General features: G+C 64.3%; 22 protein-coding genes. 18 read left to right on the forward strand and 4 right to left on the reverse strand.

Annotation, left to right across the window (positions count from 1 at the left end):
• Positions 1 to 9: 9 nt before the first annotated feature.
• The 7 genes from ntrB to LOL23_RS15925 all read left to right on the forward strand — a co-directional run bounded on the left by ntrB (position 10) and on the right by LOL23_RS15925 (position 9692).
• A complete protein-coding gene (gene ntrB / locus LOL23_RS15895) occupies positions 10 to 840 on the forward strand; it encodes a nitrate ABC transporter permease (RefSeq protein ID WP_160977419.1) in 831 nt (276 codons plus the stop codon).
• A gap of 6 nt (positions 841 to 846) precedes the next feature.
• Positions 847 to 1749 carry an ABC transporter ATP-binding protein gene (locus tag LOL23_RS15900; RefSeq protein WP_237173871.1) on the forward strand — a complete coding sequence of 301 codons (903 nt, stop codon included), beginning with the start codon at positions 847 to 849 and terminating at the stop codon, positions 1747 to 1749.
• Positions 1746 to 4178: a nitrite reductase large subunit NirB gene (nirB, locus tag LOL23_RS15905; protein WP_160977423.1), complete on the forward strand. Its 2433-nt coding sequence runs from the start codon at positions 1746 to 1748 to the stop codon at positions 4176 to 4178. Before LOL23_RS15900 ends, nirB begins: the two co-directional genes overlap by 4 nt.
• A 17-nt stretch (positions 4179 to 4195) precedes the next feature.
• Positions 4196 to 4531 (forward strand): nitrite reductase small subunit NirD, encoded by a 336-nt coding sequence (gene nirD / locus LOL23_RS15910; protein ID WP_202411621.1) that lies wholly within the window; start codon positions 4196 to 4198, stop codon positions 4529 to 4531.
• A gap of 2 nt (positions 4532 to 4533) precedes the next feature.
• A complete protein-coding gene (locus LOL23_RS15915; RefSeq protein ID WP_160977425.1) occupies positions 4534 to 7413 on the forward strand; it encodes a nitrate reductase in 2880 nt (959 codons plus the stop codon).
• Positions 7410 to 8231, forward strand: a complete 822-nt coding sequence (gene cobA / locus LOL23_RS15920; RefSeq protein WP_160977427.1) for a uroporphyrinogen-III C-methyltransferase — start codon at positions 7410 to 7412, stop codon at positions 8229 to 8231. The genes LOL23_RS15915 and cobA overlap by 4 nt, the downstream gene beginning before the upstream one ends.
• A gap of 135 nt (positions 8232 to 8366) precedes the next feature.
• Positions 8367 to 9692, forward strand: a complete 1326-nt coding sequence (locus LOL23_RS15925) for an MFS transporter (RefSeq protein ID WP_160977429.1) — start codon at positions 8367 to 8369, stop codon at positions 9690 to 9692.
• A gap of 82 nt (positions 9693 to 9774) precedes the next feature.
• Here the strand turns inward: LOL23_RS15925 and LOL23_RS15930 are convergent, their stop codons facing one another.
• From LOL23_RS15930 to LOL23_RS15940, 3 genes are all read right to left on the reverse strand, one after another.
• On the reverse strand, positions 9775 to 10362 hold the full coding sequence (locus LOL23_RS15930; protein WP_160977431.1) for a BPSL1445 family SYLF domain-containing lipoprotein: 588 nt from the start codon (positions 10360 to 10362) through the stop codon (positions 9775 to 9777).
• 146 nt (positions 10363 to 10508) lie between these two features.
• The gene (locus tag LOL23_RS15935; RefSeq protein WP_160977433.1) at positions 10509 to 11183 is read right to left on the reverse strand and encodes a Vgb family protein; all 675 of its coding nucleotides are present in this window, start codon (positions 11181 to 11183) and stop codon (positions 10509 to 10511) included.
• Between the two features lie 39 nt (positions 11184 to 11222).
• Positions 11223 to 12443 (reverse strand): helix-turn-helix domain-containing protein, encoded by a 1221-nt coding sequence (locus tag LOL23_RS15940; protein ID WP_237173872.1) that lies wholly within the window; start codon positions 12441 to 12443, stop codon positions 11223 to 11225.
• A 74-nt stretch (positions 12444 to 12517) separates the two neighbouring features.
• Here LOL23_RS15940 and LOL23_RS15945 point away from each other — a divergent pair, with 74 nt between their 5' ends.
• The 10 genes from LOL23_RS15945 (at position 12518) to mnmH (ending at position 21984) form a co-directional block, all read left to right on the forward strand.
• The gene (locus LOL23_RS15945) at positions 12518 to 13267 is read left to right on the forward strand and encodes a DUF3348 domain-containing protein (RefSeq protein ID WP_439652103.1); all 750 of its coding nucleotides are present in this window, start codon (positions 12518 to 12520) and stop codon (positions 13265 to 13267) included.
• Between the two features lie 8 nt (positions 13268 to 13275).
• Entirely contained in the window at positions 13276 to 15732 is a 2457-nt protein-coding gene (locus LOL23_RS15950) for a DUF802 domain-containing protein (protein WP_160977439.1), read from the forward strand.
• On the forward strand, positions 15729 to 16376 hold the full coding sequence (locus LOL23_RS15955) for an OmpA family protein (protein ID WP_160977441.1): 648 nt from the start codon (positions 15729 to 15731) through the stop codon (positions 16374 to 16376). Before LOL23_RS15950 ends, LOL23_RS15955 begins: the two co-directional genes overlap by 4 nt.
• Complete coding sequence (locus LOL23_RS15960; protein WP_237173873.1) at positions 16369 to 16881, forward strand: DUF2894 domain-containing protein; 513 nt, start codon at positions 16369 to 16371, stop codon at positions 16879 to 16881. Before LOL23_RS15955 ends, LOL23_RS15960 begins: the two co-directional genes overlap by 8 nt.
• 191 nt (positions 16882 to 17072) lie before the next feature.
• Positions 17073 to 17630 carry a DNA-3-methyladenine glycosylase I gene (locus LOL23_RS15965; protein WP_160977445.1) on the forward strand — a complete coding sequence of 186 codons (558 nt, stop codon included), beginning with the start codon at positions 17073 to 17075 and terminating at the stop codon, positions 17628 to 17630.
• A gap of 49 nt (positions 17631 to 17679) precedes the next feature.
• Complete coding sequence (locus LOL23_RS15970) at positions 17680 to 18537, forward strand: arylamine N-acetyltransferase family protein (RefSeq protein ID WP_237173874.1); 858 nt, start codon at positions 17680 to 17682, stop codon at positions 18535 to 18537.
• 207 nt (positions 18538 to 18744) lie between these two features.
• Positions 18745 to 19185 carry an Hsp20/alpha crystallin family protein gene (locus LOL23_RS15975; RefSeq protein ID WP_160977449.1) on the forward strand — a complete coding sequence of 147 codons (441 nt, stop codon included), beginning with the start codon at positions 18745 to 18747 and terminating at the stop codon, positions 19183 to 19185.
• A 10-nt stretch (positions 19186 to 19195) separates the two neighbouring features.
• Positions 19196 to 19600 carry an Hsp20/alpha crystallin family protein gene (locus tag LOL23_RS15980; protein ID WP_237173875.1) on the forward strand — a complete coding sequence of 135 codons (405 nt, stop codon included), beginning with the start codon at positions 19196 to 19198 and terminating at the stop codon, positions 19598 to 19600.
• Between the two features lie 228 nt (positions 19601 to 19828).
• Positions 19829 to 20863: a selenide, water dikinase SelD gene (gene selD, locus LOL23_RS15985; protein ID WP_160977451.1), complete on the forward strand. Its 1035-nt coding sequence runs from the start codon at positions 19829 to 19831 to the stop codon at positions 20861 to 20863.
• Positions 20860 to 21984, forward strand: a complete 1125-nt coding sequence (mnmH, locus tag LOL23_RS15990; protein ID WP_237173876.1) for a tRNA 2-selenouridine(34) synthase MnmH — start codon at positions 20860 to 20862, stop codon at positions 21982 to 21984. Before selD ends, mnmH begins: the two co-directional genes overlap by 4 nt.
• 37 nt (positions 21985 to 22021) lie before the next feature.
• On the opposite strand, the gene LOL23_RS19000 is transcribed toward mnmH, so the two are convergent.
• The gene (locus tag LOL23_RS19000) at positions 22022 to 22147 is read right to left on the reverse strand and encodes a hypothetical protein (RefSeq protein ID WP_255457183.1); all 126 of its coding nucleotides are present in this window, start codon (positions 22145 to 22147) and stop codon (positions 22022 to 22024) included.
• 44 nt (positions 22148 to 22191) lie between these two features.
• Between LOL23_RS19000 and LOL23_RS15995 the strand changes: the two genes are divergently transcribed.
• Positions 22192 to 23238, forward strand: coding sequence for a DMT family transporter (locus tag LOL23_RS15995; protein WP_160977453.1), 1047 nt, complete (start codon positions 22192 to 22194; stop codon positions 23236 to 23238).
• Positions 23239 to 23252: the final 14 nt, after the last annotated feature.

The following is a 23252-nucleotide window of genomic DNA, read 5'->3' on the forward strand; positions in this document are numbered from 1 at the left end:
GTATAGATCATGGATTCCGTCGACATCAAAGCATATGCCCCTCCGCGTCGTGGCCGACTGAGCGACTTGCTCGAACGCATGGCCGCAGCGTGCGCCGGGCCGGTTATCGGCCTGGCCCTGTTTGCACTGGCCTGGAAGCTGGTGGCGATCACGATCGATGACATTCCACCCCCTGAAACCACACTCGCCGCAGCGGTTGAACTGTTCCGGGATCCGTTCTACGACAACGGCCCCAACGACGTAGGCATAGGCTGGAACCTGCTGGCATCACTGGGCCGCGTGGCGCTCGGCTTCCTGCTGGCCGCCGCCGTCGGCATCCCGGCAGGTTTTGCAATCGGCCGTGTGCACGTGCTGGACCGTATCTGCGCCCCCGTGATCAGCCTGCTGCGCCCGGTGTCGCCGCTGGCCTGGCTGCCACTCGGCCTGCTGCTGTTCAAGGCCGCTGACCCAGCAGCCATCTGGGCCATCTTCGTCTGCGCCATCTGGCCTATGGTCATCAACACCGCCGACGGCGTACGCCAAGTGCCGCGCGACTACCTGAACGTGGCGCGGGTGCTGGACCTGAGCGAATGGAAAATCTTAACGCGCATCCTGCTGCCCGCCACGCTGCCCAGCATGATGACCGGCGTGCGACTGTCCATCAGCACGGCATGGCTGGTGATCGTGGCCGCCGAGATGCTCACAGGCGGCACCGGCCTCGGGTTCTGGCTGTGGGACGAATGGAACAACCTGAATGTGCAGAACATCCTGATCGCCATCCTCATCATCGGTGCCGTCGGCATGGCGCTGGACACTCTGCTGCTTGCCCTGGCACGCCGCCTGGATCATCGCGAGGCCTGAGACATCATGGAAAAATTCGTTCGCATCGAGTCGTTGCACCAACGCTTTTCAACACGCAGCGGCACCTATGAGGCTCTGCGCAATATCAGCCTGAATATCGCAGAGGGCGAGTTCGTGTCGCTGATCGGCCACTCGGGCTGCGGCAAATCGACCTTGCTGAACTTGATCGCCGGCCTGGAGCGCCCCAGCGACGGTGTGCTGCTGTGCGCAGAGCGCGAGATCGCCGGGCCGGGCCCGGAACGCGCGGTCGTGTTTCAGAACCACAGCCTGTTGCCTTGGCTCACATGTTTCCAGAACGTTTACCTAGCGGTGGAAAGCGTGTTCGGCAAACGCGAATCCCGCACCCTTCTGGCGTCACGCACCGAAGCGGCCATCGACATGGTGGGCCTGCATCACGCCATGCACAAACTGCCTGCCCAGATTTCTGGCGGTATGAAGCAGCGCGTGGGCATTGCGCGCGCACTGGCCATGGCGCCGCGCGTCTTGCTGCTGGACGAGCCTTTCGGCGCGCTGGATGCGCTTACCCGTGCACAGCTGCAGGACGCGCTGATGCGCATCGTAGCCACCACCGGCACCACCGCGATCATGGTGACGCACGATGTGGACGAAGCCGTACTGCTGTCAGACCGCATTGTCATGCTGACCAATGGCCCCGCCGCCACCATTGGCGAGATCCTTTCCGTGAAGCTGCCGCGCCCGCGCGACCGCGTTGCGCTGCTCACCGATCCCGACTATGTCGGCTGCCGAGCCACTGTACTCGGCTTCCTGCACGAGCGGCACCACAGCCGCCACGCATTGGGCGCCGGGCAGGCCAGCACGGATGTACGCGCCCAAGCCGCGCATATTCTCGATAACGCGCGCCGCGCCAATACGCCCCGCCCTCAACCCTCCACCTCCGATGCATCATGAAGAAACGCAGACTCGTCGTCGTCGGCAACGGCATGGCCGGCATACGCACTATCGAAGAATTGCTCAAGCTGGACGCCGATCTCTATGAGATCACTGTGTTCGGCTCGGAGCCTCACCCAAACTACAACCGCATCCTGCTTTCGCCGGTGCTGTCGGGCGAACAGACGCTCCAGGACATCATTCTGAATGACCTCGATTGGTATCGCGACAACGGCATCGCGCTGCATATGGGCAGCACCATCACCCAGATCAACCGCGGGCGCCGGGAAGTGGCGACCGGCGATGGCAAGGTAACGCCGTATGATCGCCTGCTGATCGCCACGGGCTCCACACCTTATATCCTGCCGGTGCCCGGCAACAGCCTGCGCGGCGTCGTCGCCTTTCGCGACATCCATGACGTCAACCTGATGATAGAAGCCGCCGGCCGCCTCAAGCGCGCAGTGGTGATCGGCGGTGGCCTACTCGGTCTGGAGGCCGCCAACGGCCTGGTTTCGCGCGGCATGGATGTGTCGGTGGTCCACTTGGGCGAGGCACTGCTTGACCGCCAGTTGGACTCCGAAGCCGCTGCCCTGCTGCGCCGCAGCCTGGAAGAACGAGGCCTGCGCTTTTTGATGTCGCGTCAAACGTCCGAAATTCTGGGCAACGACGAAGGCGCGGTGCGCGGCCTGCGCTTCAGCGACGGCACCGATATCGACGCTGATGTCGTGGTGATGGCAGCGGGCATACGGCCCAACACTGCACTGGCCCAATCAGCGGGCATCCATTGTGATCGCGGCATTGTCGTCAACGACACCATGCAGACTTTCGACCCCAGCATTTATGCGGTGGGCGAATGCGTGAGTCATCGGGGCGTGGCGTACGGACTAGTAGCGCCGCTGTTCGAACAGGCCAAGGTCGCCGCCAACCACTTGGCCATGTTCGGCATTGGCCGCTACGGCGGCAGCGCTACGTCCACCAAACTGAAAGTCACCGGCATCGATGTGTTTTCGGCCGGCGATTTCACGGGAGGGCCGGAAACTGAAGCCATCACGCTCGCCGACCCGGTGGGCGGCGTTTATAAGAAGCTGGTGATTCAGGACGACAAACTGGTGGGCGCCTGCCTGTATGGCGACACGGTGGACGGTGCGTGGTACTTTCGCCTGATCCGCGAAGGAAAGCCCGTCAACGAGATCCGCGAGCACCTGATGTTTGGCGAAGCGGCCATCGGCGACACCGGCCATGCGGGTGAAACCAGCATTGCCCAGATGCCCGACAGCGCAGAAGTGTGCGGCTGCAACGGTGTATGCAAAGGCACCATCGTCAAAGCCATCCGCGAGCAAGGCTTGTTCACGGTGGACGATATCAAGAAGCACACCAAGGCCGCCAGCTCCTGCGGCTCCTGCGCGGGGCTGGTAGAGCAGATACTGATCAACTGTGTGGGCGGCGCGGCCGACATCAAGCCCAAGTCCGAGAAGCCCATCTGCGGCTGCGCGGATTACACCCACGGTGATGTGCGGCGCGTGATCCGCGAGCAGCACCTGACCACCACGGCCGCTACCATGCGCTTCATGGAGTGGCGCACGCCCGACGGCTGCGCCAGCTGCCGCCCTGCGCTGAACTACTACCTGACATCCACTTGGCCCGGCGAGGCGCGTGACGATGGGCAATCGCGCCTGATCAACGAACGCGCCCACGCCAACATCCAGAAAGACGGCACCTTCTCGGTGGTCCCGCGCATGTGGGGCGGCGTCACCACGCCGGCGCAGCTACGCCGCATTGCCGACGTGGCCGACAAGTACAAGGTGCCCATGGTGAAAGTCACGGGCGGCCAGCGCATCGACCTGCTGGGCGTGCGCAAGCAGGATTTGCCGTCAGTCTGGAAAGACCTGGACATGCCCTCGGGCTATGCCTACGGCAAAAGCCTGCGCACCGTGAAAACCTGTGTGGGTAAGGAGTTCTGCCGCTTCGGCACACAGGACTCCACCAGTATGGGTATCGCGCTGGAGAAAGAGCTTGCCGGCATGGGCAGCCCACACAAGGTCAAACTCGCTGTCTCCGGCTGCCCGCGCAACTGCGCCGAATCAGGCATCAAGGACATCGGCATCATCGCGGTCGACTCCGGCTGGGAACTGTACGTAGGCGGCAACGGCGGCATAAAGACAGAAGTGGCGCAGTTCTTCGCCAAGGTACAGACCGCGGAGGATGTGCTGAGCTATTGCGGCGCCTTTCTGCAGTTGTACCGCGAAGAAGCGTTTTACCTGGAGCGCACCTGCCATTATCTGGCGCGCGTGGGGCTGGAGCACGCCCGCGCCCGGGTGGTCGAGGATGCGACCAACCGCGCCGAGCTATACGCCCGGCTCAAGTTCGCCCTTTCCTTCGTGAAAGATCCGTGGGCGGAACGCATTGCGGACGAACACGCGCGGCGTGAATTCGAAGCCCTGCCGGCCTGATATTTTCTGGAGTCATAATGGACACTACTATGCTGGATTGGACCGAGGTCTGCGGCTTGGAAGACATCCCGCAGGCTGGCTCGCGCGTCGTACACCGCGCCAGCGGACACCCCGTGGCGCTATTCCGCGCATCCGATGACCGCGTCTTTGCCCTGCTCGACCGCTGCCCGCACAAGGGCGGCCCGCTATCGGACGGCCTGGTGCACGGCTACGCCGTAACCTGCCCGCTGCACGGCTGGAATATTGATCTGAACAATGGCCACGCCTGCGCGCCCGACGAAGGCTGCGCGGACACGTTCCCTGTGCGTGTGGAGCACGGCCGTGTGCTGCTCGCATTGAAGGGTGTGGCGTAGCCATGGAAACGGCCGTCCGCGTGACCTCATCCATCTGCTGCTATTGCGGCACAGGTTGCGGCGTGCGCATCCACAGCCGCGGCGAGCGCGTGCTGGCTGTGGAAGGCGACGAAAGCCATCCCTCCAGCCTCGGCCAGTTGTGCGGCAAGGGATTAAACCTGACGGCAACGGTGCGCCATGATCAAGGGCGTATCCTGGCCGCGCAATGGCGGGCCGACCGGTCGCAGCCCCGGCGCGAGATTGCGCTGAGCGATGCCTATGACATCGCGGCTGCAAAGCTCGCCGAAACCATTGCCATGCATGGGCCCGATGCAATCGGCTTTTATCTGTCCGGCCAGTTGCTGACCGAAGACTACACCGTTTTCAACAAGCTGGCGCGCGCGCTGATCGGCACGAACAACATCGACTCCAACTCGCGGCTGTGCATGTCCAGCGCGGTAAGCGGCTACAGCCTCACATTAGGCGCGGACGCACCACCCGCCTGCTACGAAGACCTGGAGCACGCGAACGCCGTACTGATCGCTGGGTCAAACATGGCGTACGCGCACCCTGTGTTGTTCCGGCGCCTGGAAGCGGCAAAGACACGGCGGCCGGACATGAAAATAATCGTGGTTGACCCACGCCGCACCGATACTGCCAGCATCGCCGATCTGCACTTGGCCATACAGCCCGGCACTGACGTTGCCCTGTTTCACGCCATGCTCAACGTGCTGGTGTGGGAAGACCTGATCGACCGCAGCTATATTGCGCACCACACGCGCGGCTTCGCGGCTCTAAAGCAGCGTATCCGCGAGTTCACACCCAGCGCGGCGCAGGACGTATGCGGCGTGGCGGCCAGCGACATCGTTCAGGCGGCGCGCTGGTTCGGCGAGGCAAAGGCCGCACTATCGCTCTATACCATGGGCCTGAACCAGTCCTGCAGCGGCACAGCCAAGAACGCAGCACTCATCCACCTGCATCTGGCCACCGGGCACATCGGCCGCCCCGGCACCGGCCCTTTCTCGCTGACCGGCCAACCCAATGCTATGGGCGGACGCGAAGCAGGAGGCATGGCTACGCTGCTGCCTGGCCACCGCAAGCCTGGCGATGCCGCCCACCGCGAAGAGGTGGCGCGGTTGTGGGGCGTGGACCGCCTGCCCGAACAACCTGGCAAAACCGCTATCGACATGTTCGACGCCGTACTTGCGGGAGACATCAAAGTGCTGTGGATCGCCGCCACCAACCCCGCCCAGTCCCTGCCCGACACAGGCCGCGTGCATGCCGCGCTGGAGAAAGCCGAACTCGTCATTGTGCAAGAAGCCTACGCCAACACCGAAACACTGGCCTTTGCGGACCTGGTGCTGCCCGCCGCCACCTGGCCAGAGAAGAGCGGCACCGTCACCAATTCTGAACGCCGCATCAGCCGCGTGCGCGCCGCCATCAACCCACCTGGAAACGCACGCCCCGACTGGGAAATAGTCTGCGCCGTGGCGCGCAGGCTGGCCGGACATATCGCACCGCACAAGACCGAACTGTTCAACTATGCCAATGAGGCGGCAGTTTTCGCGGAACACGCCCGTTGCACAGCGGGACGCGATCTGGACTACAGCGCCCTGACGCACGCAATACTGGAAAGAGACGGGCCGCAGCAATGGCCGTATGCGGGCGTCGGCACGCAGGCATCTGCGCGCCTGTATGCTGATGGCAACTTCCCCACTGACGATGGCCGCGCACACTTCTACGACACGGGCTATGTACCCGTCGCCGAAAACATATCGCCCCATTACCCACTGCACCTGACCACAGGCCGCATGCGCGACCAATGGCACACCCTTACCCGCACCGGACTGGTGCCGGCACTGATGCGCCATGTCGAGGAGCCTTGCGTGTACCTGAACGCCAACGACCTGCGACGCTACCGCCTGCAGGAAGGCGGCCTGGCACGCGTCAGGACGCGGCGCGGGCAAGTGATTCTGCCTGTCGCGGTCGATGAAGGGCTGCAACCCGGTCATGCCTTTTTGCATATGCATTGGGGAAGCGGCTTTATTGCTGGCACCGGCGTCAACGCGCTGGCCTGCAGCGCGCGCGACCCGGCCTCGCGCCAGCCAGAGCTGAAACATAGCGCGGCCAATGTAGCGCCGGTGGAAATGACCTGGCACGCACAGGCATGGATCAAGGGCTGCGCCGTCACGCTGCGAACGCGACTGATGCCTTGGCTGCGGCGCTTTCCCTATGCCGTACTGGTGCCCAGCGCGCTGGGCGGAGAAGGTGTGCGGCTGCGGCTGGCGAGCGCCGCCGCGCCGGATCGCAAAACACTCGATCATCTGATCCACGATCTCGGCCTGGACGCTGCGGATCTCGCCTTCGACGATCCCGCACGCGGCATCGTGCGGCGCCTCCTGCGCGACATCCCAGCGCTCTCTACCGTTGCGGCGGCTGGCGCAGCCTCTACGCGAACACCTGCGGGAACAACGACTGGCGCATTGACTGCAATGCCTGGCGCGACGCCCGCTGCATCACACATCGCCCTTCCGTCGCCGCCCCGTCAGGCAGATGCACAGATCAGCACCGGCGCCCTGCGCGCCTGGCTGCTTACTGGCGACGTGCGCGCCGCGCCGGCGCTGCTGGACTGGACACAGACGGGCACGCCCTCCGCCCCGCCCGGCCAGCTGCTGTCGGGCCGCAGTGTGCTCGTTGCGCGCGCCCGCATCATTTGCAGTTGCGCCAGCGTCACCGATCAAGCCATTGTCCAGGGCTTGGAACAAGGCCTGGACTTGAACGGGCTCAAAACCAAGCTCAACTGTGGCGCAAGCTGCGGCACCTGCCTGCCGCAAGTGCGACAGTTGGCCGGGCAATATGCCCGCACTCATGCAGCCCCCAACTCCACGGAGCACATATCATGATTGCCCACACTGTCGCCCCCCCTTCTTCGCGCCCCCTCGGCCAGGTCTGGCTCGTCGGTGCAGGCCCCGGCGACCCCGAACTGCTGACGCTAAAGGCCTTGCGCGTGCTACGGCACTGCAGTGTCTGGCTGGTGGATGATCTTGTCGGCGATGGCGTGCTGACTTATGCCACGCCGGGCACCCGCATCCTGCTTGTGGGCAAGCGCGGCGGCTGTCCGTCCACGTCGCAATCATTCATCCTGCGCCTGATGGCGCGCTATGCCCGCCAGGGCCACAATGTTGCCCGTGTAAAAGGCGGCGACCCTTTCATTTTCGGGCGTGGCGGCGAAGAGCTCGGTTGGCTGCACACGCGCGGCATCGCCGCCTACAGCATCAGCGGCATCACCGCCGGCCTGGCCGCCAGCAGTGCGCTAGGCCTGCCGCTCACCCACCGCCAGCGCGCCCGAGGGGTCACCTTCGTAACCGCGCATACAACCGATGGTTCGCGGCCCAACTGGCGTGCGCTGGCCGATAGCGGCATGACGATCGTGTGCTACATGGGCATGAGCAAGCCGGAAGCTCTTACCCAAGAACTGCTGATTGCAGGCTTCCCCGCCTCACTGCCCGTGGCCATCGTGCAGCATGTGTCGCGACCTGAGCAGCGCCATGCCATCACCACGCTGGCGCAACTTGCCGCTACCCAGCGAGCGCACGATCTTGCCAGCCCCGCCGTCATCATCCTTGGCGAGGTCGTGGCCGAAGCGGCCTGCCAACCCTTAGGGGCCAATACCGCAGCAGCCAGCGACGGCGGCCTCGCCGAAAGCCGCCGCGCGGGTTAATCCGCCAATCACAACGTCGGGCTTTTCCGCCCGCCGTGCTCGGGTTATTGTGTCGGCTTGCACATGCAGCCTCGGGGAGGGGGCCTTGGGTAGCCACAGCCAGCACGCACGGCGCCGCGCGCGCACGATCCGCCTATGCGCCTGAACCATCGTGGCGCCGTGGTAGGCGCCCTGGGCATCACACAGATGCTGGCATGGGCGTCAACCTACTATCTTCCTGCCATCCTGGCCGCGCCCATGGCGCGGGATCTGGGCGTCGGCGTGCCCACCATATTCGCCTCGTTCTCTTTCGCGCTTCTGATCTCGGCCCTCACCGGCCCGCTGGCCGGGCGCGCCGTCGATCGTTGGGGCGGACGACCCGTCCTGATTGCCAGCAACGTTATCTTCGCCATGGGCCTGGCCATACTCAGCCAGGTTACCAGCGTGGCGGGGCTGTTCACCGCCTGGGCACTCATCGGCGTCGGCATGGGCAGCGGCCTCTACGAAGCCGCCTTTTCCACACTCGTGCGTCTGTACGGCGACAACAGCCGCGCGGCGATCTCGGGCATTACATTGATCGGCGGCTTTGCCAGCACCGTTGGCTGGCCGCTCAGCACGTATATGGGCCTGCATATCAGTTGGCAAGGCGCCTGCCTGGGCTGGGCCGGCCTGCATCTGGTGCTTGGTCTGCCGCTGAACAGCCTGCTGCCGTCGGCCACCCCGACACCGCCCGAATCCGGGCCCGCATCGTCGGCCACTGCCGCCTGTGCACCCCACACAGCGAACACACCCGCGCCAACCACCACCTGCATGACGCAAAGCGGCCACACTCCCGCTACAGGCTCCACTACCGCGTTCGCCCCTACATCTGCCGAGGCACCCATTCGCACCGCCACCGCTGCATTCACTTCCGGTTTGCCACCAGCCCAGTCACCACGCCTGATCTCCGTGCTGCTGTCCATCATCTTTGCGGCCGCTTGGTTCAACAGCACGGCCATGGCTGCACATCTGCCGCAATTGCTTATAGCCAGCGGTGCAACCCTTGCCACCGCGGTGGCAATTGGCGCGCTCATCGGGCCCGCTCAGGTCGGCGCGCGAATACTCGAATTCAGCTTTCTGCAGCGCTTCCACCCCTTGCTCTCGGCACGCCTGGCGGCGACGGCCCATCCTGTAGGCGCAGCACTGCTCCTGCTGATCGGCAGCCCAGCCGCCGCCGCATTCGTGATTTTTCATGGCGCCGGCAATGGCATCCTGACCATCGCCATCGGCACTCTCCCCCTCGTGCTGTTCGGCCCGAAAGGGTACGGGGCGCGCCAAGGCATGCTTACGGTGCCATCACGCATTGCGCAGGCCGCCGCCCCCTGGGTGTTCGGCCTGAGCCTGGAACACTGGAGCGTGAGCGCACTCTGGCTGTCCAGCGGCCTGGCATTGCTGGCGCTGGCCTGCCTGTTGTGGATACATCCGCAGGCGGCGCCGCGCTGACAGTGTGCCGCGCGACGTCCCAGCACACACCCGCCCAACCCCCGCCGCATGATCGACGGCGCCACCTGCGGCAGGCGCTGCTCTATAGCTTGCTGATTTTCGTGCCTTCGAGCGATACCCCAGCCATCAAGCCGGCATTGGTCATCACAAAAGCGACCACAGGCTGTCGCAAGGTATTGGAATCAATGACACCGTTGGCACCGATGTTGGCGACGGCCACTGTGGCATCGGCTCCCACCTTCCAGCCATTGCTCTTGCGGAAATGATCCAGTGCTTCCTGTGTCTTGAACAGCATGACGATCGCCTTGGACTGTGCCCCCGCCTGCAAGCCGAAAGAGCCGCTGGTGGTGCTGTAATAGCCTTCGTTACGTCCTCCCACGCGCAGCACGCCATCGCCGTGCTCACCGCCCACGATGAAGCCCGCGCTTAATACCTTCGGAAAGATGAGCACGCCCTTGGCGTTCGCCACTTCCGCGCGCGCGGCCGGCGCCACCTCATATAGACGCTGTAGGGTCGCATCCACCCTGGAGTCCACCGCGGCACGCCTTTCGGAGGTGCTTTGCGCACTGTCAGGCGCAGTAGTCGTGCACCCTGAAAACACCATACCTGCGACAGCGAACGCCAGGGCAGTGGCCACTTTACGCGGCGTGGAAAGTTGACGTGATGACATACTGTTCTCCTTATTGCGGCCTGCGGGAAGCACCCCGCAATGGCCAACGCCGGAGCGAACAGCAAGTATCGGGCCTACATGTGGCGCTGAGTCATGGAAAGCATGCAGGCGCACTATGCCGCGCGCCTGCGCGCAGCGCAGGCTGCTTACTGATGCACAGCGTCAGCCGCCTTGCGCGCCGCCAGGGTGTCCACCGGCCGGCGCACCACGCGCAGCTTGCCGCTGTTGCCGCCGCCGCAGTAGAACAGGCCCGCGCCGTCATACTCCAGCCCTGCTACACCGACGCCCTCCGGCATATCCAGTTGCTCGAGCACATCGCCCGTGCCCGCATCGATATGCCTGAGCTCGCCGCTGCCACCCTCCCAGGTGCCGTGCCATAACTCGCCATCCACCCACGTAACGCCGGTAACATAGCGGTTGGACGTGATGGTGCGCAAAACCTTACCGGTTTCCGGATCGATCTGGTGGATCTTGCGGCCTTCATAATTGGCAACCCACAACGACCCTTCAGCCCACGCAAGCCCCGAATTCTCCTTGCCCTCCGGCGAAGCAATAGCGCTCAACACCTTGCCGGTCTCAGGGTCTATCTTCTGGATACGCCCCTCGCCAATCTGATACAGATACCGCCCATCAAACGCGGTGCCCGCGTCGGCCAGCACGGCGATCCGCCTGACCACCGCGCCGGTGGCCGGGTCCACCGCCTCAATAGCATCACCGGTTGCGATCCAGACATGCTTGCCGTCAAACGTAACACCGTGCACATGGCCTGTGGGGCCAAAGGGCCCAAACTCGCGGGTGATGGTGGCTAGTGACTGTTTCATGATGTGCTCCTCGTAGTAGAGTGATTGACGGTTCCCATGCTAAGCGTCTGGCAGCGGCGCGGGGAGTAACAAGGTTGTCGCGAAACCAGGCAGCAGCGGCATCACCCAGCGACGCGCGCGTCCGTGCCCAAAGGGCTCGATCGTCCCCGCCCGCGCCAGCTCATCAACAGCGCGCTGCACACTGCGCTGGCTCGTACCCAGCGCCATTGCCAGTGCCGAGGTCGACCACGCCTCGCCCTCGGCCAGCAAGGCCAGCACTGCCGCGTGCTTATCTTCCACAGGGCGCGCCAGCACCACAACATGGCCTTCGCCTCGCGGCGCCAATACAAAGCCTTGCGGTGTTGCCCTGATGCCCGCCAATGGCGCAATCGCCTTGCGCAGCCGCCCGATCTCCACCCGCAGCCGCGCCCGATGCGTCTCATCGGGATGGCGGGTGCGAAATGCCAGCGCAATCAGCGCATCGCGCGCCACGTCCGCCGGCCAGGCATCGCCCAGGGCGCGCACCAACGCAAACAGCACCCGCCGCCCCGCCAGCGGCACCACGATTTCCGATTGACGCAAGACATAACGGCATGCATCGACAATCAGCGCGTCCGACACAAACAGCCGCGCTACGTCGCCCAGCCGCAACACGTGCTCGCTGCCTTGATCCACCAGCCGCGCCACCGGCTGCTCCAGTAAGGCTGCGGCACGCGCCACGTCGGCCTGCAACGCCGATATACCGGCGCGCTGGGCCGCATCCCGTGCGCGAGACAGCGCCGCCCGGGCCGCTTCCTCGCGCAGCCGCCGCATGGCAATGCCGGCCATAACCAGCGCATGCAGCGCCTGCAACGCTGGCGAGCATGCATGTGCATCGATATGCGCCAGCGCGTCGCCCGCATCGTCCAGCCGCCCGACCAGCAAAGCCCGCTGTGCCTGCAGGTACCGCGCATATGCCGCATTGGCAACGTCGCCATGCGCCTCCAGCACCTTGCGCGCAGTATCCAACGTATGGACAGGCCACTTCAACTCGCGCGCGGCCAGGGCGATCTCGGCTTCGGCCACTACACATCGGGCGCGCGCCACCATATCGCGCCCGCCAAAAGCCCGCGCGGCGCCCTTGACCAGTTTCTTTGCAGTGCCATAATCGCCCAACTGGGCCAGCGCAATGCCGCGCAAGGCCAGCGCCGGCGCGTCATCGCGCAAGGCAACACAATTAAGTGCGCCCAGCGGGTCCCCCGCTGCCAATGCATCTGCCGCCTGCGCAAGCGCTGTATCCACGCCACGTCTCCATGGGGCCGCCAGCCCAGCGCCCCCAATGTGTAAAATCAACGGTTTTTAATGCTGTTAGTATGGTGCAAGAACCACCACGGCGCACAGGCTTCAGCGGCCCGACGCTGGTTCGGCTGCTGGCCCGCCTGACAGACACAGATGTCCGGGAGTCCAGGCAATCGCTTTCAGACCAGCTCAGTCAGTGGCTGGGCTGGGGCGACGCTATCGCCCTGTCTGGCGTGCTCAACAGCGCGCCACCGGTGCCGCGCGGGGGCATACAGGCCGCAGCCGACGACAGCACCGACGAGTTCGCCCGCCTGCGTGCAGGCTTCGAAAAAGCCATCCTGGGCATCGCCGCGCCACAAACGGCCCGCACACCGGCGCATCGGCGGCCGCCACCCGGCCAAGTCAAGGCCAAGGCGCCCTCCAGTGCCGATTACGGGGTGTTTCGCGGCGAGTACGTATCACTGCAACGCTCGATGGAGGCCGGCATTACGGCGCTGCGGGGCAGGCTGCGTGCCCGCCTGGCGGCCCGTTCACCAGAAATGGCGCGCCTGGCCGTTATCGATGCAGCCATGGAACAGGCATTGATGGTCAAAGAATACGGCCTGCTGGCAGGCATCCCGGCGCTGCTCGAGCGGCATTTCAAACGCCTGCGGCAGGCCGAGGAAGACGCACTGGCCGAGGCTCAGGCCAACGGGCAGCTCGCCCCCGCAAACACCGGGGCGTGGCTGGATACCTTTCGCCACGACATGCAAAGCGTGTTGCGTGCTGAGCTCGGCATCCGCTTACAACCGCTCGAAGGGCTGCTGGCAGCCTGCCGCGCTTGTTAACCTAACCTATGAACCGAATTCTCTATTTCATTATCTTCATCGCGGGCCTGGCGGTCGCAGGCTGGATAGGCGCCGGCTACATCGGCACCAACCCGCTGGCCCTGGCCGTCATCGCGATGATCATCGCGGCCTATCTGGCCGGCACGGCAGAGCTGTACCGCTACAGCCAGGCCACGTCGGGCCTGAGCCGCGCAGTCGCAGGCTTATCCGCCCCACCTGGCAATCTCGAGGGCTGGCTGTCTTCGCTGCACCCCAGCCTGCGCAATGCCGTGCGGCTGCGCATAGATGGCGCACGTGTCGGCCTGCCCGGGCCGTCCCTTACCCCTTATCTTGTCGGGCTGCTGGTTCTACTGGGCATGCTGGGCACCTTCCTGGGCATGGTGGCCACACTACGCGGCACGGGCCTGGCACTCGAAAGCGCCACCGACCTGCAAGCCATTCGCGATTCACTGGCCACGCCCGTAAAGGGGTTGGGCTTTGCCTTCGGCACCTCTGTCGCGGGCGTCGCTACCTCGGCAATGCTGGGCCTGCTTTCCGCGCTGCTGCGCCGCGAGCGCCTCGGCGCCGCGCAGGCACTGGACACGCATATTGCCACCACGCTGCGCACGCATTCTCACGCGCACCACCGCGAAGAAAGCTACAAATTGCTGCAGCGCCAGGCAGAAGCCATGCCATCCGTCATCGACAAGCTCGAAGCCATGATGACGGCCATGCAGCGGCACAACGAAGCCTTGAACCAGCAGTTGGCCGCCGGCCAGGCAAGTTTCCACGCCAAGACGGAAGCCGCCTATACCCGCCTGGCGGCATCGGTGGAGCAGTCCCTCAAAGACGGGATTGCCGAAGGCGCACGCGCCGCAGGCACTGCCATCGAACCCATCGCGCAAGCCACCATGGCCGGGTTGGCCGCCGAGACTGCCACCCTGCACGACAACATTGCCCAATCGATGCGGCAACAATTGAATGGGGTATCGGAGCAACTGGACAAGACCACCACCGCCATGGCGGGCACGTGGGCTACCGCCGTCGCTGAACACCGCCACGCCAGCAAATCGCTGGCCGACGGCCTGCGCGCCTCGCTCGATGCGTTTATCGCCCATACGGGCAGCCAGTCTTCCAGCCTGATCGAAGGCGTTGCGGCCCGCCTGGATGGCGTCGCCGGCGACGTGTCGCAAGCATGGCAAACGGCGCTGGTCTCGCACCAGCAAACCAGCGCAACACTGGCCGAAGAACTGCGTACCTCGCTCGGGGGCTTTGCAGCGAACACACGCCAGCAGTCCAGCGACCTGCTTGAAGGCATTGCGGGCCGTCTGGATGAAATCAGCGGCAATCTTTCCCGCAGTTGGGCCGACGCCCTAGCGCGTCAGGAATCAGCCAGCGCCAAACTCGCCAACGATAGCCGGCAGGCCCTCACGGCCACCGTCGACGCGCTTGGACAGCACTCGGCGTCGCTCATACAGGCCGTCGACGCTTCGCACGATGCGCTGCGGTCCAGCCTGACCGAGCAGGAAACACAGCGGCTGGCTGCATGGTCCGCCAGCCTCGACACCATTGCGGCCGGCCTTCGACAAGAATGGGCCCGGGCCGGCCAAGAAACCGCCGCCCATCAACGCGAAATCTGCGACACCCTGGCGCAGGCGGCCCGCGAGATCACCAGCGAAACGCAGGCGCAGGCGCGCGGCACCATCGCCGAGATCGGCCAACTGGTGCAGGCCGCATCCGAAGCCCCACGAGCCGCCGCCGACGTCATCACCGAAGTCCGCCAGAAGCTCTCCGACAGCCTCGCACGCGACAACGCCATGCTGGAGGAACGCAGCCGTCTGCTCGAAACCGTGGGCACACTACTCGATGCCGTCAACCACGCCTCCTCCGAGCAGCGCGCCGCCGTGGACGCGCTGGTCAGCACCTCGGCCGACATGCTCGAACGCGTGGGCCGACAGTTCACTGACAAGGTCGAAAGCGAGGCCGCGCGGCTCACGGATACCGTCAGCACGGAGGCCCGCAAACTGGCCGATACAGTTGACACTGAGGCACGCAGGCTTAGCGATACCGTCGGCACCGAAGCCCGCAAGCTTACAGACACTATAGATGTCGAGGCGCAACGGCTCACGTACAGCATCGGCACGGAAACCCGCCGGCTGGCGGACACGGTCAGTGCCGAAACCGGTAGGTTGGCTGGCGTGGGCGAGCATGTGGCTGGCGGCGCCGCCGACGTCGCGGCCCTGGCTCAGGCGTTCAGCACAGCGGTGCAAGCCTTCGGCGCATCCAGCGCATCCCTCGAAGCCCACTTGCAGCGCCTTGAAGCCGCACTCGACAAGTCTTTGGCACGCAGCGACGAACAACTGGCCTATTACGTCGCCCAAGCCCGCGAGGTCGTCGACCTGAGCGTGCTGTCGCAGAAGCAGATTCTGGAAGAACTGCAGGCGCTATCCGAGCAACGCGCCACCACCGGCACAGGCGCCGCATGAAAGACGACCTCGATACCGGGGTGGAACCGGCTGTGCCGGTGTGGGCCGTCTTCGGCGACCTGATGTCGGTGCTGCTGGGCGCCTTCGTACTGGTGCTTGTAGGCGTGATCGGCATCCAGCTCGAACTTTCCACCCGCCTGGAAAAAGAAATCGAGCACCGCCAAGAAGAAACCCAGCGGCGCGTAAGCCTCGAGCAGGCGCTTGCCCGGCCGCTGGCCGAGGGGCGCGTCACATTGATCAACGGCCGCATCGGTATCAGCGGCAGCGTGCTCTTTGCACTCAACTCAGACCAACTTCAACCCGAAGGCCGCGAGGTGCTGAAAGGCCTGGTGGGGCCGCTGTCCGAATACCTGCGCATGCACAATGAGATTCTGATGGTGAGCGGTTTCACCGACGACCAGCGCGTGCACGAGCAAAACCGCCGCTTTAGCGACAACTGGGACTTGTCCGCCCAGCGCGCGCTGACGGTGACGCGCGTATTAATCGAGGAAGGCATTGCGCCGTCACGCGTGTTCGCCGCCGCATTCGGCGCCGAGCAGCCGGTAGCCTCGAACGCGGATGAAGCGGGCCGTGCAAAGAACCGCCGCGTTGAAATCGCGCCCATTCCGCAGTCGTCGGCCGGGACGACGCAAAGCCATGAATAGGCATCCGGTGTCCGAAACGCAGGCACAGCGTCCCGCATTGCAGCCGTCGGCGGCGCACGCCACATCGCAACCGTCGGATGAGCGCCCGACAGCGGAAGAGCGGGATGCGCCCACGGCGTCAGCGCCACTGGCCGAGCTGGTGGCCGACATCGCCCGGCTCAAAGCCAACGCGGCACCGCCGGACGGCATCCTGGCAGCCATGCGCGCCGCCTACCCAGAAGTACACGACATGGAGTACTTCCGCGCCACGTGGACGCGCCTGAACGGGCGCCGTCAGCTGCGGCAAGCGCTGGCCAACGCCCCCGAGAACGCCGGCCCGCTCAACTCCAGCAGCGTCGTGCATCGCGCCATAGTGTTGATGCGCGAACTATCGCCGGGGTATCTGCAACACTTTCTTGCACACCTCGACGCGTTATCATGGATGGAGCAGCTCGCCAACAGCGTCGAAGCCGCCCGCAACGCCGCCCGCGCCGGAGGGGGCCGCAAAAGCGGGCGCGGCAAGTAGCGCAAGGCGCTTGCTGTCGCACGGGCATTCGGCTTACGCAGCCCAGGCCCAGCCATACGAGCGACGCATCCGGCACAGCCTGATACCCGCCCGCGCATACGCGCATCGACAGCTTCGCCTTGCAGGCGCGCCCCTGGCTTCTGCGCACGCTGCTGCCCGCTTTCCCCTCTGACGCAGATGGAGACCCCTGCATGAAACGCTGCAAATGGTGTTCCGACGATCCGTCTTATATCGCCTACCACGATCAAGAATGGGGCACGCCCTCACGCGACCCAGGCTATCTGTTCGAGATGCTGCTGCTCGAAGGTTTCCAGGCTGGTCTGTCGTGGATTACCGTGCTGCGTAAACGGCCGCGTTACCGCGAGGTACTGTTCGGCTTCGACCCCCACGCCATCGCAGCCATGGACGACGATTACATCCACAATACCCTGATGCAGGATCCCGGCATCATCCGCAATCGCCTCAAGCTGAACGCCGCCCGGCAGAATGCTCAAGCCTGGCTACGCCAGGATGATCCGGTCAGCCTGATGTGGTCCTTCACCGGCGGCCGTCCACTGGTGCATCACTACACCCGCCACGAGGACATCCCGCTGATCACGCCCGAAGCCCAGGCCATGAGCCGCACGCTCAAGAAGACCGGGTTTACCTTTGTGGGCCCGACGATCTGCCAATCGTATCTGCAATCCTTCGGCGCCATCATGGATCACACCACTGACTGCTTCCGGCACGCGCAGCTGACGCGGGCTTGAACACCCGCCGCACGCAGGCCACATGGCAGCGATTTACCGGAGCATCGCCATGCACGCCCTACCCCCGCACGATGTAGACGTGGACGCCTATTTCAGGCGCATCGGCTATACCGGCACGCCTGCACCCTCGCTTGCCACGCTGCGCACGCTGCACGCCCTTCATGCCGAAACCATTCCCTTTGAAAACCTGGATCCGCTGCTCGGGCGCGTGGTACGGCTCGATCTGGCATCCATCGAGGCAAAGCTGGTGGCCGGCAGCCGCGGCGGCTACTGCTATGAGCACAATCTGCTGTTCGCACATGTCCTCGAACGCCTTGGCTTCGCGCCGCGGCGCCTGGCCGCCCGGGTGCTGTGGAACCAACCCAAACACGCGGTCACACCGCGCTCTCACATGCTGCTGCTGGTGCCTGTGGACGGCAAGGACTACATCGTCGACACGGGCTTTGGCGGCAATACGCTCACCGGCCCCATCCTGCTGCGCGATACTGCCCGCCAGGAAACGCCCCACGGCGCATTCCGTGTGCTGCCGCGCGACGACGAAGACTTTCTGCTCGAGGCTTTTGTGCAGCAGGAATGGCGGAGGCTCTACGCATTTGATCTGGCGCGGCAACTGCCGATCGACTACGAAGCGATGAGCTACTACCTTTGCATGCACCCTTTGTCGCACTTCCGTCATGCACTGTACGCGGCGTTGGCGGGGTCCAACGGCCGCCTGTCGCTGCTGAACGACCGCCTGACACTGGTGCACCCCGACGGCACCGTACAGCGCGAGGTCATCCGCGACCCCTCGCAAGCGCTGCGTGTGCTGGAAACACGCTTTGGCATACAAGTGCCCGATGCCGCGGAATTCCATGCCGCCTGGCCGCACCTTCGCACCCCTAAACAGCCCGACAGCGGCACACGTTGACGCATACCCTCACGGCCAGTTCTTGGTTTGGTGTGGTTTGGCCATGGCTTTATCATGACCTGGATCGCGGCATAAAAATTGCTGGCATGGCTTGATGCGCAGCAATCATTCGCAGCGCTGTGCGGCTACACCACGAAGCAGTATCACCCAGCCACACCATATTGTGGCGCCACACCGAGACGCCACGCTTCACACAAAGGAGGCGCCATGGCCTACCGTTCTACCTTTCCGCGCAATATTTTTGCAGAGCTGGACCGTTTCCAGCGCGACATGCAACAGGCCCTGGGCATCGCGCCCGCTATCCGCGGCTCGGCATGGGGCGGTTTCCCGGCCATGAACATGGGCCACACACCCGAGGCTGTGCTGGTGTACCTGTTTCTCCCCGGCATGGCCCCCGAGAGCATCGTCGCAGAGGTTGATAAAGGCGTACTCACGATACACGGCGAACGCAGCGTGGAGCGCCCCGCCGAAGCACCGCACCAAACGCTGCATATCGACGAACGATTTTCCGGCCATTTCCGCCGCGCCATCATCCTGCCGGACGACGTGGACGACGACAATATCCAGGCCAACTACCGGGACGGCATCCTGTACATCCGTCTGCAGCGGCGCGAAACCGCCCGCAGCCGCCGTCTCGACATCCAGTAAGGAGGACGCCATGGTCACGCTTTCAGCCGACTACCCCAGCGATGAAGACCGCGCTGCCGAACTGTCCGCCTCGCCGCCCACGACCGACCCCATGGCGCCCGCGGTAGACGTATACGAAGATGACGACGGCCTGACGCTGTGGGCCGACATGCCGGGTGTGCCCAAGGATCAAGTCTCGGTCAACATCAAGGAAAACACCCTCACCATTGAGGGATCCATTTCCCTGGATCTGCCCGCGGGACTCACCGCGATCCACGCAGAGATCACCAGCCCGCGCTACCAACGCATGTTCACGCTCTCGCGCGAACTCGATGCCGACAAAGTCCAGGCATCGTTCGTGGCGGGGGTGTTGCGCCTGCGTATCCCCAAGCTCATGCAAGAGCGCTCCCGGCGCATCGATGTGCGGGTGAACTAAGTTGACGAGAAGAAGCCTTGAGGGCTGAATGCAGGCTGCACAACCATAGGGCACAGGACAGCGGACGATGGACGGATAACGAAAGCCGCAGGAGAACACGCCGGGGATAGGTCAAGGCCGAACGGATAACGGATGCCGCCTCAGTGCGCCGGCCCGCACGAGCCAGCGCTGCCGGAGGGATACAATCTATAGCCAACATTTCCCAGTTTTTCGTCGGAGCCCACCGCCATGACCGAACCCATCCGCCTTACTCAGTACAGCCACGGGGCGGGTTGCGGCTGCAAGATCTCACCCAAGGTGCTCGACGTCATCCTGGCCGGAAGCGGCTCACAGACGTCGGACGCCAATCTCTGGGTCGGCAATACCTCGCGCGACGACGCGGCTGTCTATGGCATCGACGCGCAGCGCGGCATTGTGTCCACCACAGATTTCTTCATGCCCATCGTCGACGACCCGTTCGACTTCGGCCGCATCGCCGCCACCAACGCCATCAGCGACATCTACGCCATGGGCGGGCGCCCCATCATGGCTATCTCAATCCTGGGCTGGCCCGTCAACGTGCTCCCGCCCGACGTCGCACGTGAAGTCGTGCGCGGCGGCCGCGCCGCCTGCGACGCGGCGGGTATCGTGCTCGCCGGCGGCCACTCCATCGATGCACCTGAGCCCATCTTCGGGCTGGCCGTCACCGGCACGGTCGACAAGGCCCACATGAAGCGCAACGACACAGCAACCGAAGGCTGTGCACTGTTCCTCACCAAGCCACTTGGCGTGGGCATCCTTACCACCGCTGAAAAAAAAGGAAAGCTGCGCCCGCAAGACGTCAACGTTGCTCGCGACTGGATGTGCACCCCCAATACCGCCGGCGCGCGCTTCGGTCTGCTGCCGCAAGTCAAAGCCATGACAGACGTCACCGGCTTCGGCCTGCTGGGCCACCTGCTCGAAATGGCCAACGGCAGCGGCCTGAGCGCCCGCATCCACTACGACGCCGTGCCGCGCATCGACAGCGTCGCCCACTACCTGGCCGAAGGCTGTATCCCGGGTGGCACACTGCGCAACTTCGACAGCTACGGCCAGGGCGTCGCGCCGCTGCCCGAAGCGCAGCGCCATCTGTTGTGCGACCCGCAGACCAGCGGCGGCCTGCTGGTTGCCGTAGCAGCCGACGGCGTGGACGAGTTTCTTGATGTCGCCGCCGCCGAAGGCCTTGCCCTGGCGCCCATCGGCCACTTCGAAGCGCGCGGCGAGCATGGCGTAATTATTCAATGATGATTCAAGACACCCGCGCGGACACGTACGAAGAGACTCGCGACTACCAAGCGCTGTTTGTCAACGACATCCCGCTGCTTGATGTCCGTGCACCGGTCGAGTTCATAAAAGGCGCATTCCCTTGCGCCACCAACATGCCGCTCATGAACGACGAAGAGCGGCAAGCCGTGGGCATCCGCTACAAACGGCAAGGCCAAGAAGCCGCCATCGAACTCGGGTACCAGCTCGTGTCAGGCCCACTGCGCGAAGCCCGCATCCAGGCCTGGGCAAACTTCGCGCGCCAGCATCCACACGGTTATCTGTACTGCTTTCGCGGCGGGCTGCGCTCGCGCATCACCCAACAGTGGCTGAACGAAGCTGGCATCACCTACCCCCGCGTGGCCGGCGGCTACAAGGCCATGCGCAATTACCTGATCAACGAGCTAGATCGTGCCGTAGCCGAATGCGACCTTACCCTGCTGGGCGGCCTGACGGGCACCGGCAAAACAGAACTGCTGGTACAGCTGCCGCACGCCATAGACCTCGAAGGCCATGCGCATCACCGCGGCTCCAGCTTCGGCAAGCATGCCACCCCGCAACCGGCGCAGATCGACTTCGAGAACCGCATCGCCATCGACCTGATCAAGAAGCGCGCCCGAGGCATGCGGCAGTTCATCCTCGAAGAAGAGGGCCGCATGGTGGGCAGCTGCTGCCTGCCCGAGCCACTACGGCTGGCCATGCAGCAACATAGCATCGTCTGGCTGGAAGACAGCCTGGACAACCGCGTGCAGCGCATTCTCAAAGACTACGTCATTGACCTGGCAGCCGAATTCACCGCCCTGCACGGCCCCGATGCCGGCCTGGCAGCCTTTGCCGCCCAACTGCGCCAAAGCCTGGCCAACATTACCCGCCGCCTGGGCGCGCAGCGCTATGCCGAACTCGCCGCGCTGATGGACGAAGCCTTGGTTGTGCAACTGCGCACAGGCGACGTGGCACTGCACACGCAATGGATACACCACCTGCTGAACGACTACTACGACCCCATGTACGCATATCAACGCGACAGCAAGGGCGAACGCATCGTCTTTCGCGGCGACCGCGACGCCGTGATGGCGTATTTACTGGAGCGACAGGGGCGCTGACGCCTTTGTACACTTCGAAGTGCTGCACGCAGGTACGTCAACCAACCGCAGCCGCTTCGATCGCAGCGATGGCCACGTCACCCTTGATCGCGAAAATAAAAAGGGCACTGTCGACATCGTCGTGCACCCAGCGCCAGATGTCGAGCGCATCTGGCGCCTTCACGCGATGTACATTGGCAGCAAAACCCTACTCACGTGATCACCCCCATGAACGCACTCACAAACCGTGGCGTCGCAGCGGCTCTCAGCGCCGCCGTGCTCTTTGGCGCGGGTACGCCGGCTGTAAAGATGTTGCTGGCCCATGCAAGCCCTTGGTTGATGGCGGGCATTGTGTACTTGGGTTCCGGCCTGGGGTTATGGGTCTACCGGCTGCTCCGCGCCGCGCCTGCAGTGCGGCTTGAACGCCGCGAAACAGGCTGGCTTGCCGCTGCCGTCATTGCTGGCGGCATGCTGGGGCCACTGCTGCTGATGAGCGGCCTGTCGGCGATGGCCGCATCCGATGCCTCATTGCTCCTGAACGCCGAAGGCGTCTTCACGGCGGTGCTTGCCTGGTTTGTGTTCAAAGAGAACGTCGACGGCCGCATCGCCCTGGGGATGCTTGCCATCGTTGCGGGCGCCATCGTGCTGAGCTGGCCCGCACAGCAAGCAGGGCTGACAGGCCTATGGCCAGCCCTTGCCGTCCTGGGCGCCTGCCTGTGTTGGGCCATCGACAACAACCTGACCCGCAAAGTGTCTGTTGCCGATGCGTCCTTCATCGCAATGGTAAAAGGCCTGGCCGCCGGCGCCACCAACCTGGTGCTCGCCCTGGCCACCGGCGCTGCATTGCCGTCAGTGGGCATCATCACCCTCGGCGCTATCATCGGTTTTCTTAGTTACGGAACAAGCCTCGTCCTGTTCGTCATCGCCTTGCGGCACCTGGGCACCGCACGCACCGGAGCCTACTTCTCGATAGCCCCCTTCGCCGGCACCCTGCTCGCCATCGTCCTGCTGGGCGAGCCAGCGTCACCCAGGCTGCTGATAGCAGGCCTCTTGATGGCAATCGGCGTGTGGCTGCATCTCACCGAAAAGCACCACCACGCACATACTCACGATGCCCTGGAACACAGCCACGAACACGAACACGACGAACATCACCAGCACATGCATGCGGATGGCTCAACACCCGTTGGGCGGCACACGCATTGGCATCGGCACGCGCCCATCACCCACGCGCATGAGCATTACCCGGATATTCATCATCAGCATAAGCATTGATACGGTGTAAGTCG

Origin of the sequence: Paracandidimonas lactea, assembly GCF_021653995.1 — a bacterium.
GTDB classification, from domain to species: Bacteria; Pseudomonadota; Gammaproteobacteria; order Burkholderiales; family Burkholderiaceae_B; genus Allopusillimonas; species Allopusillimonas lactea.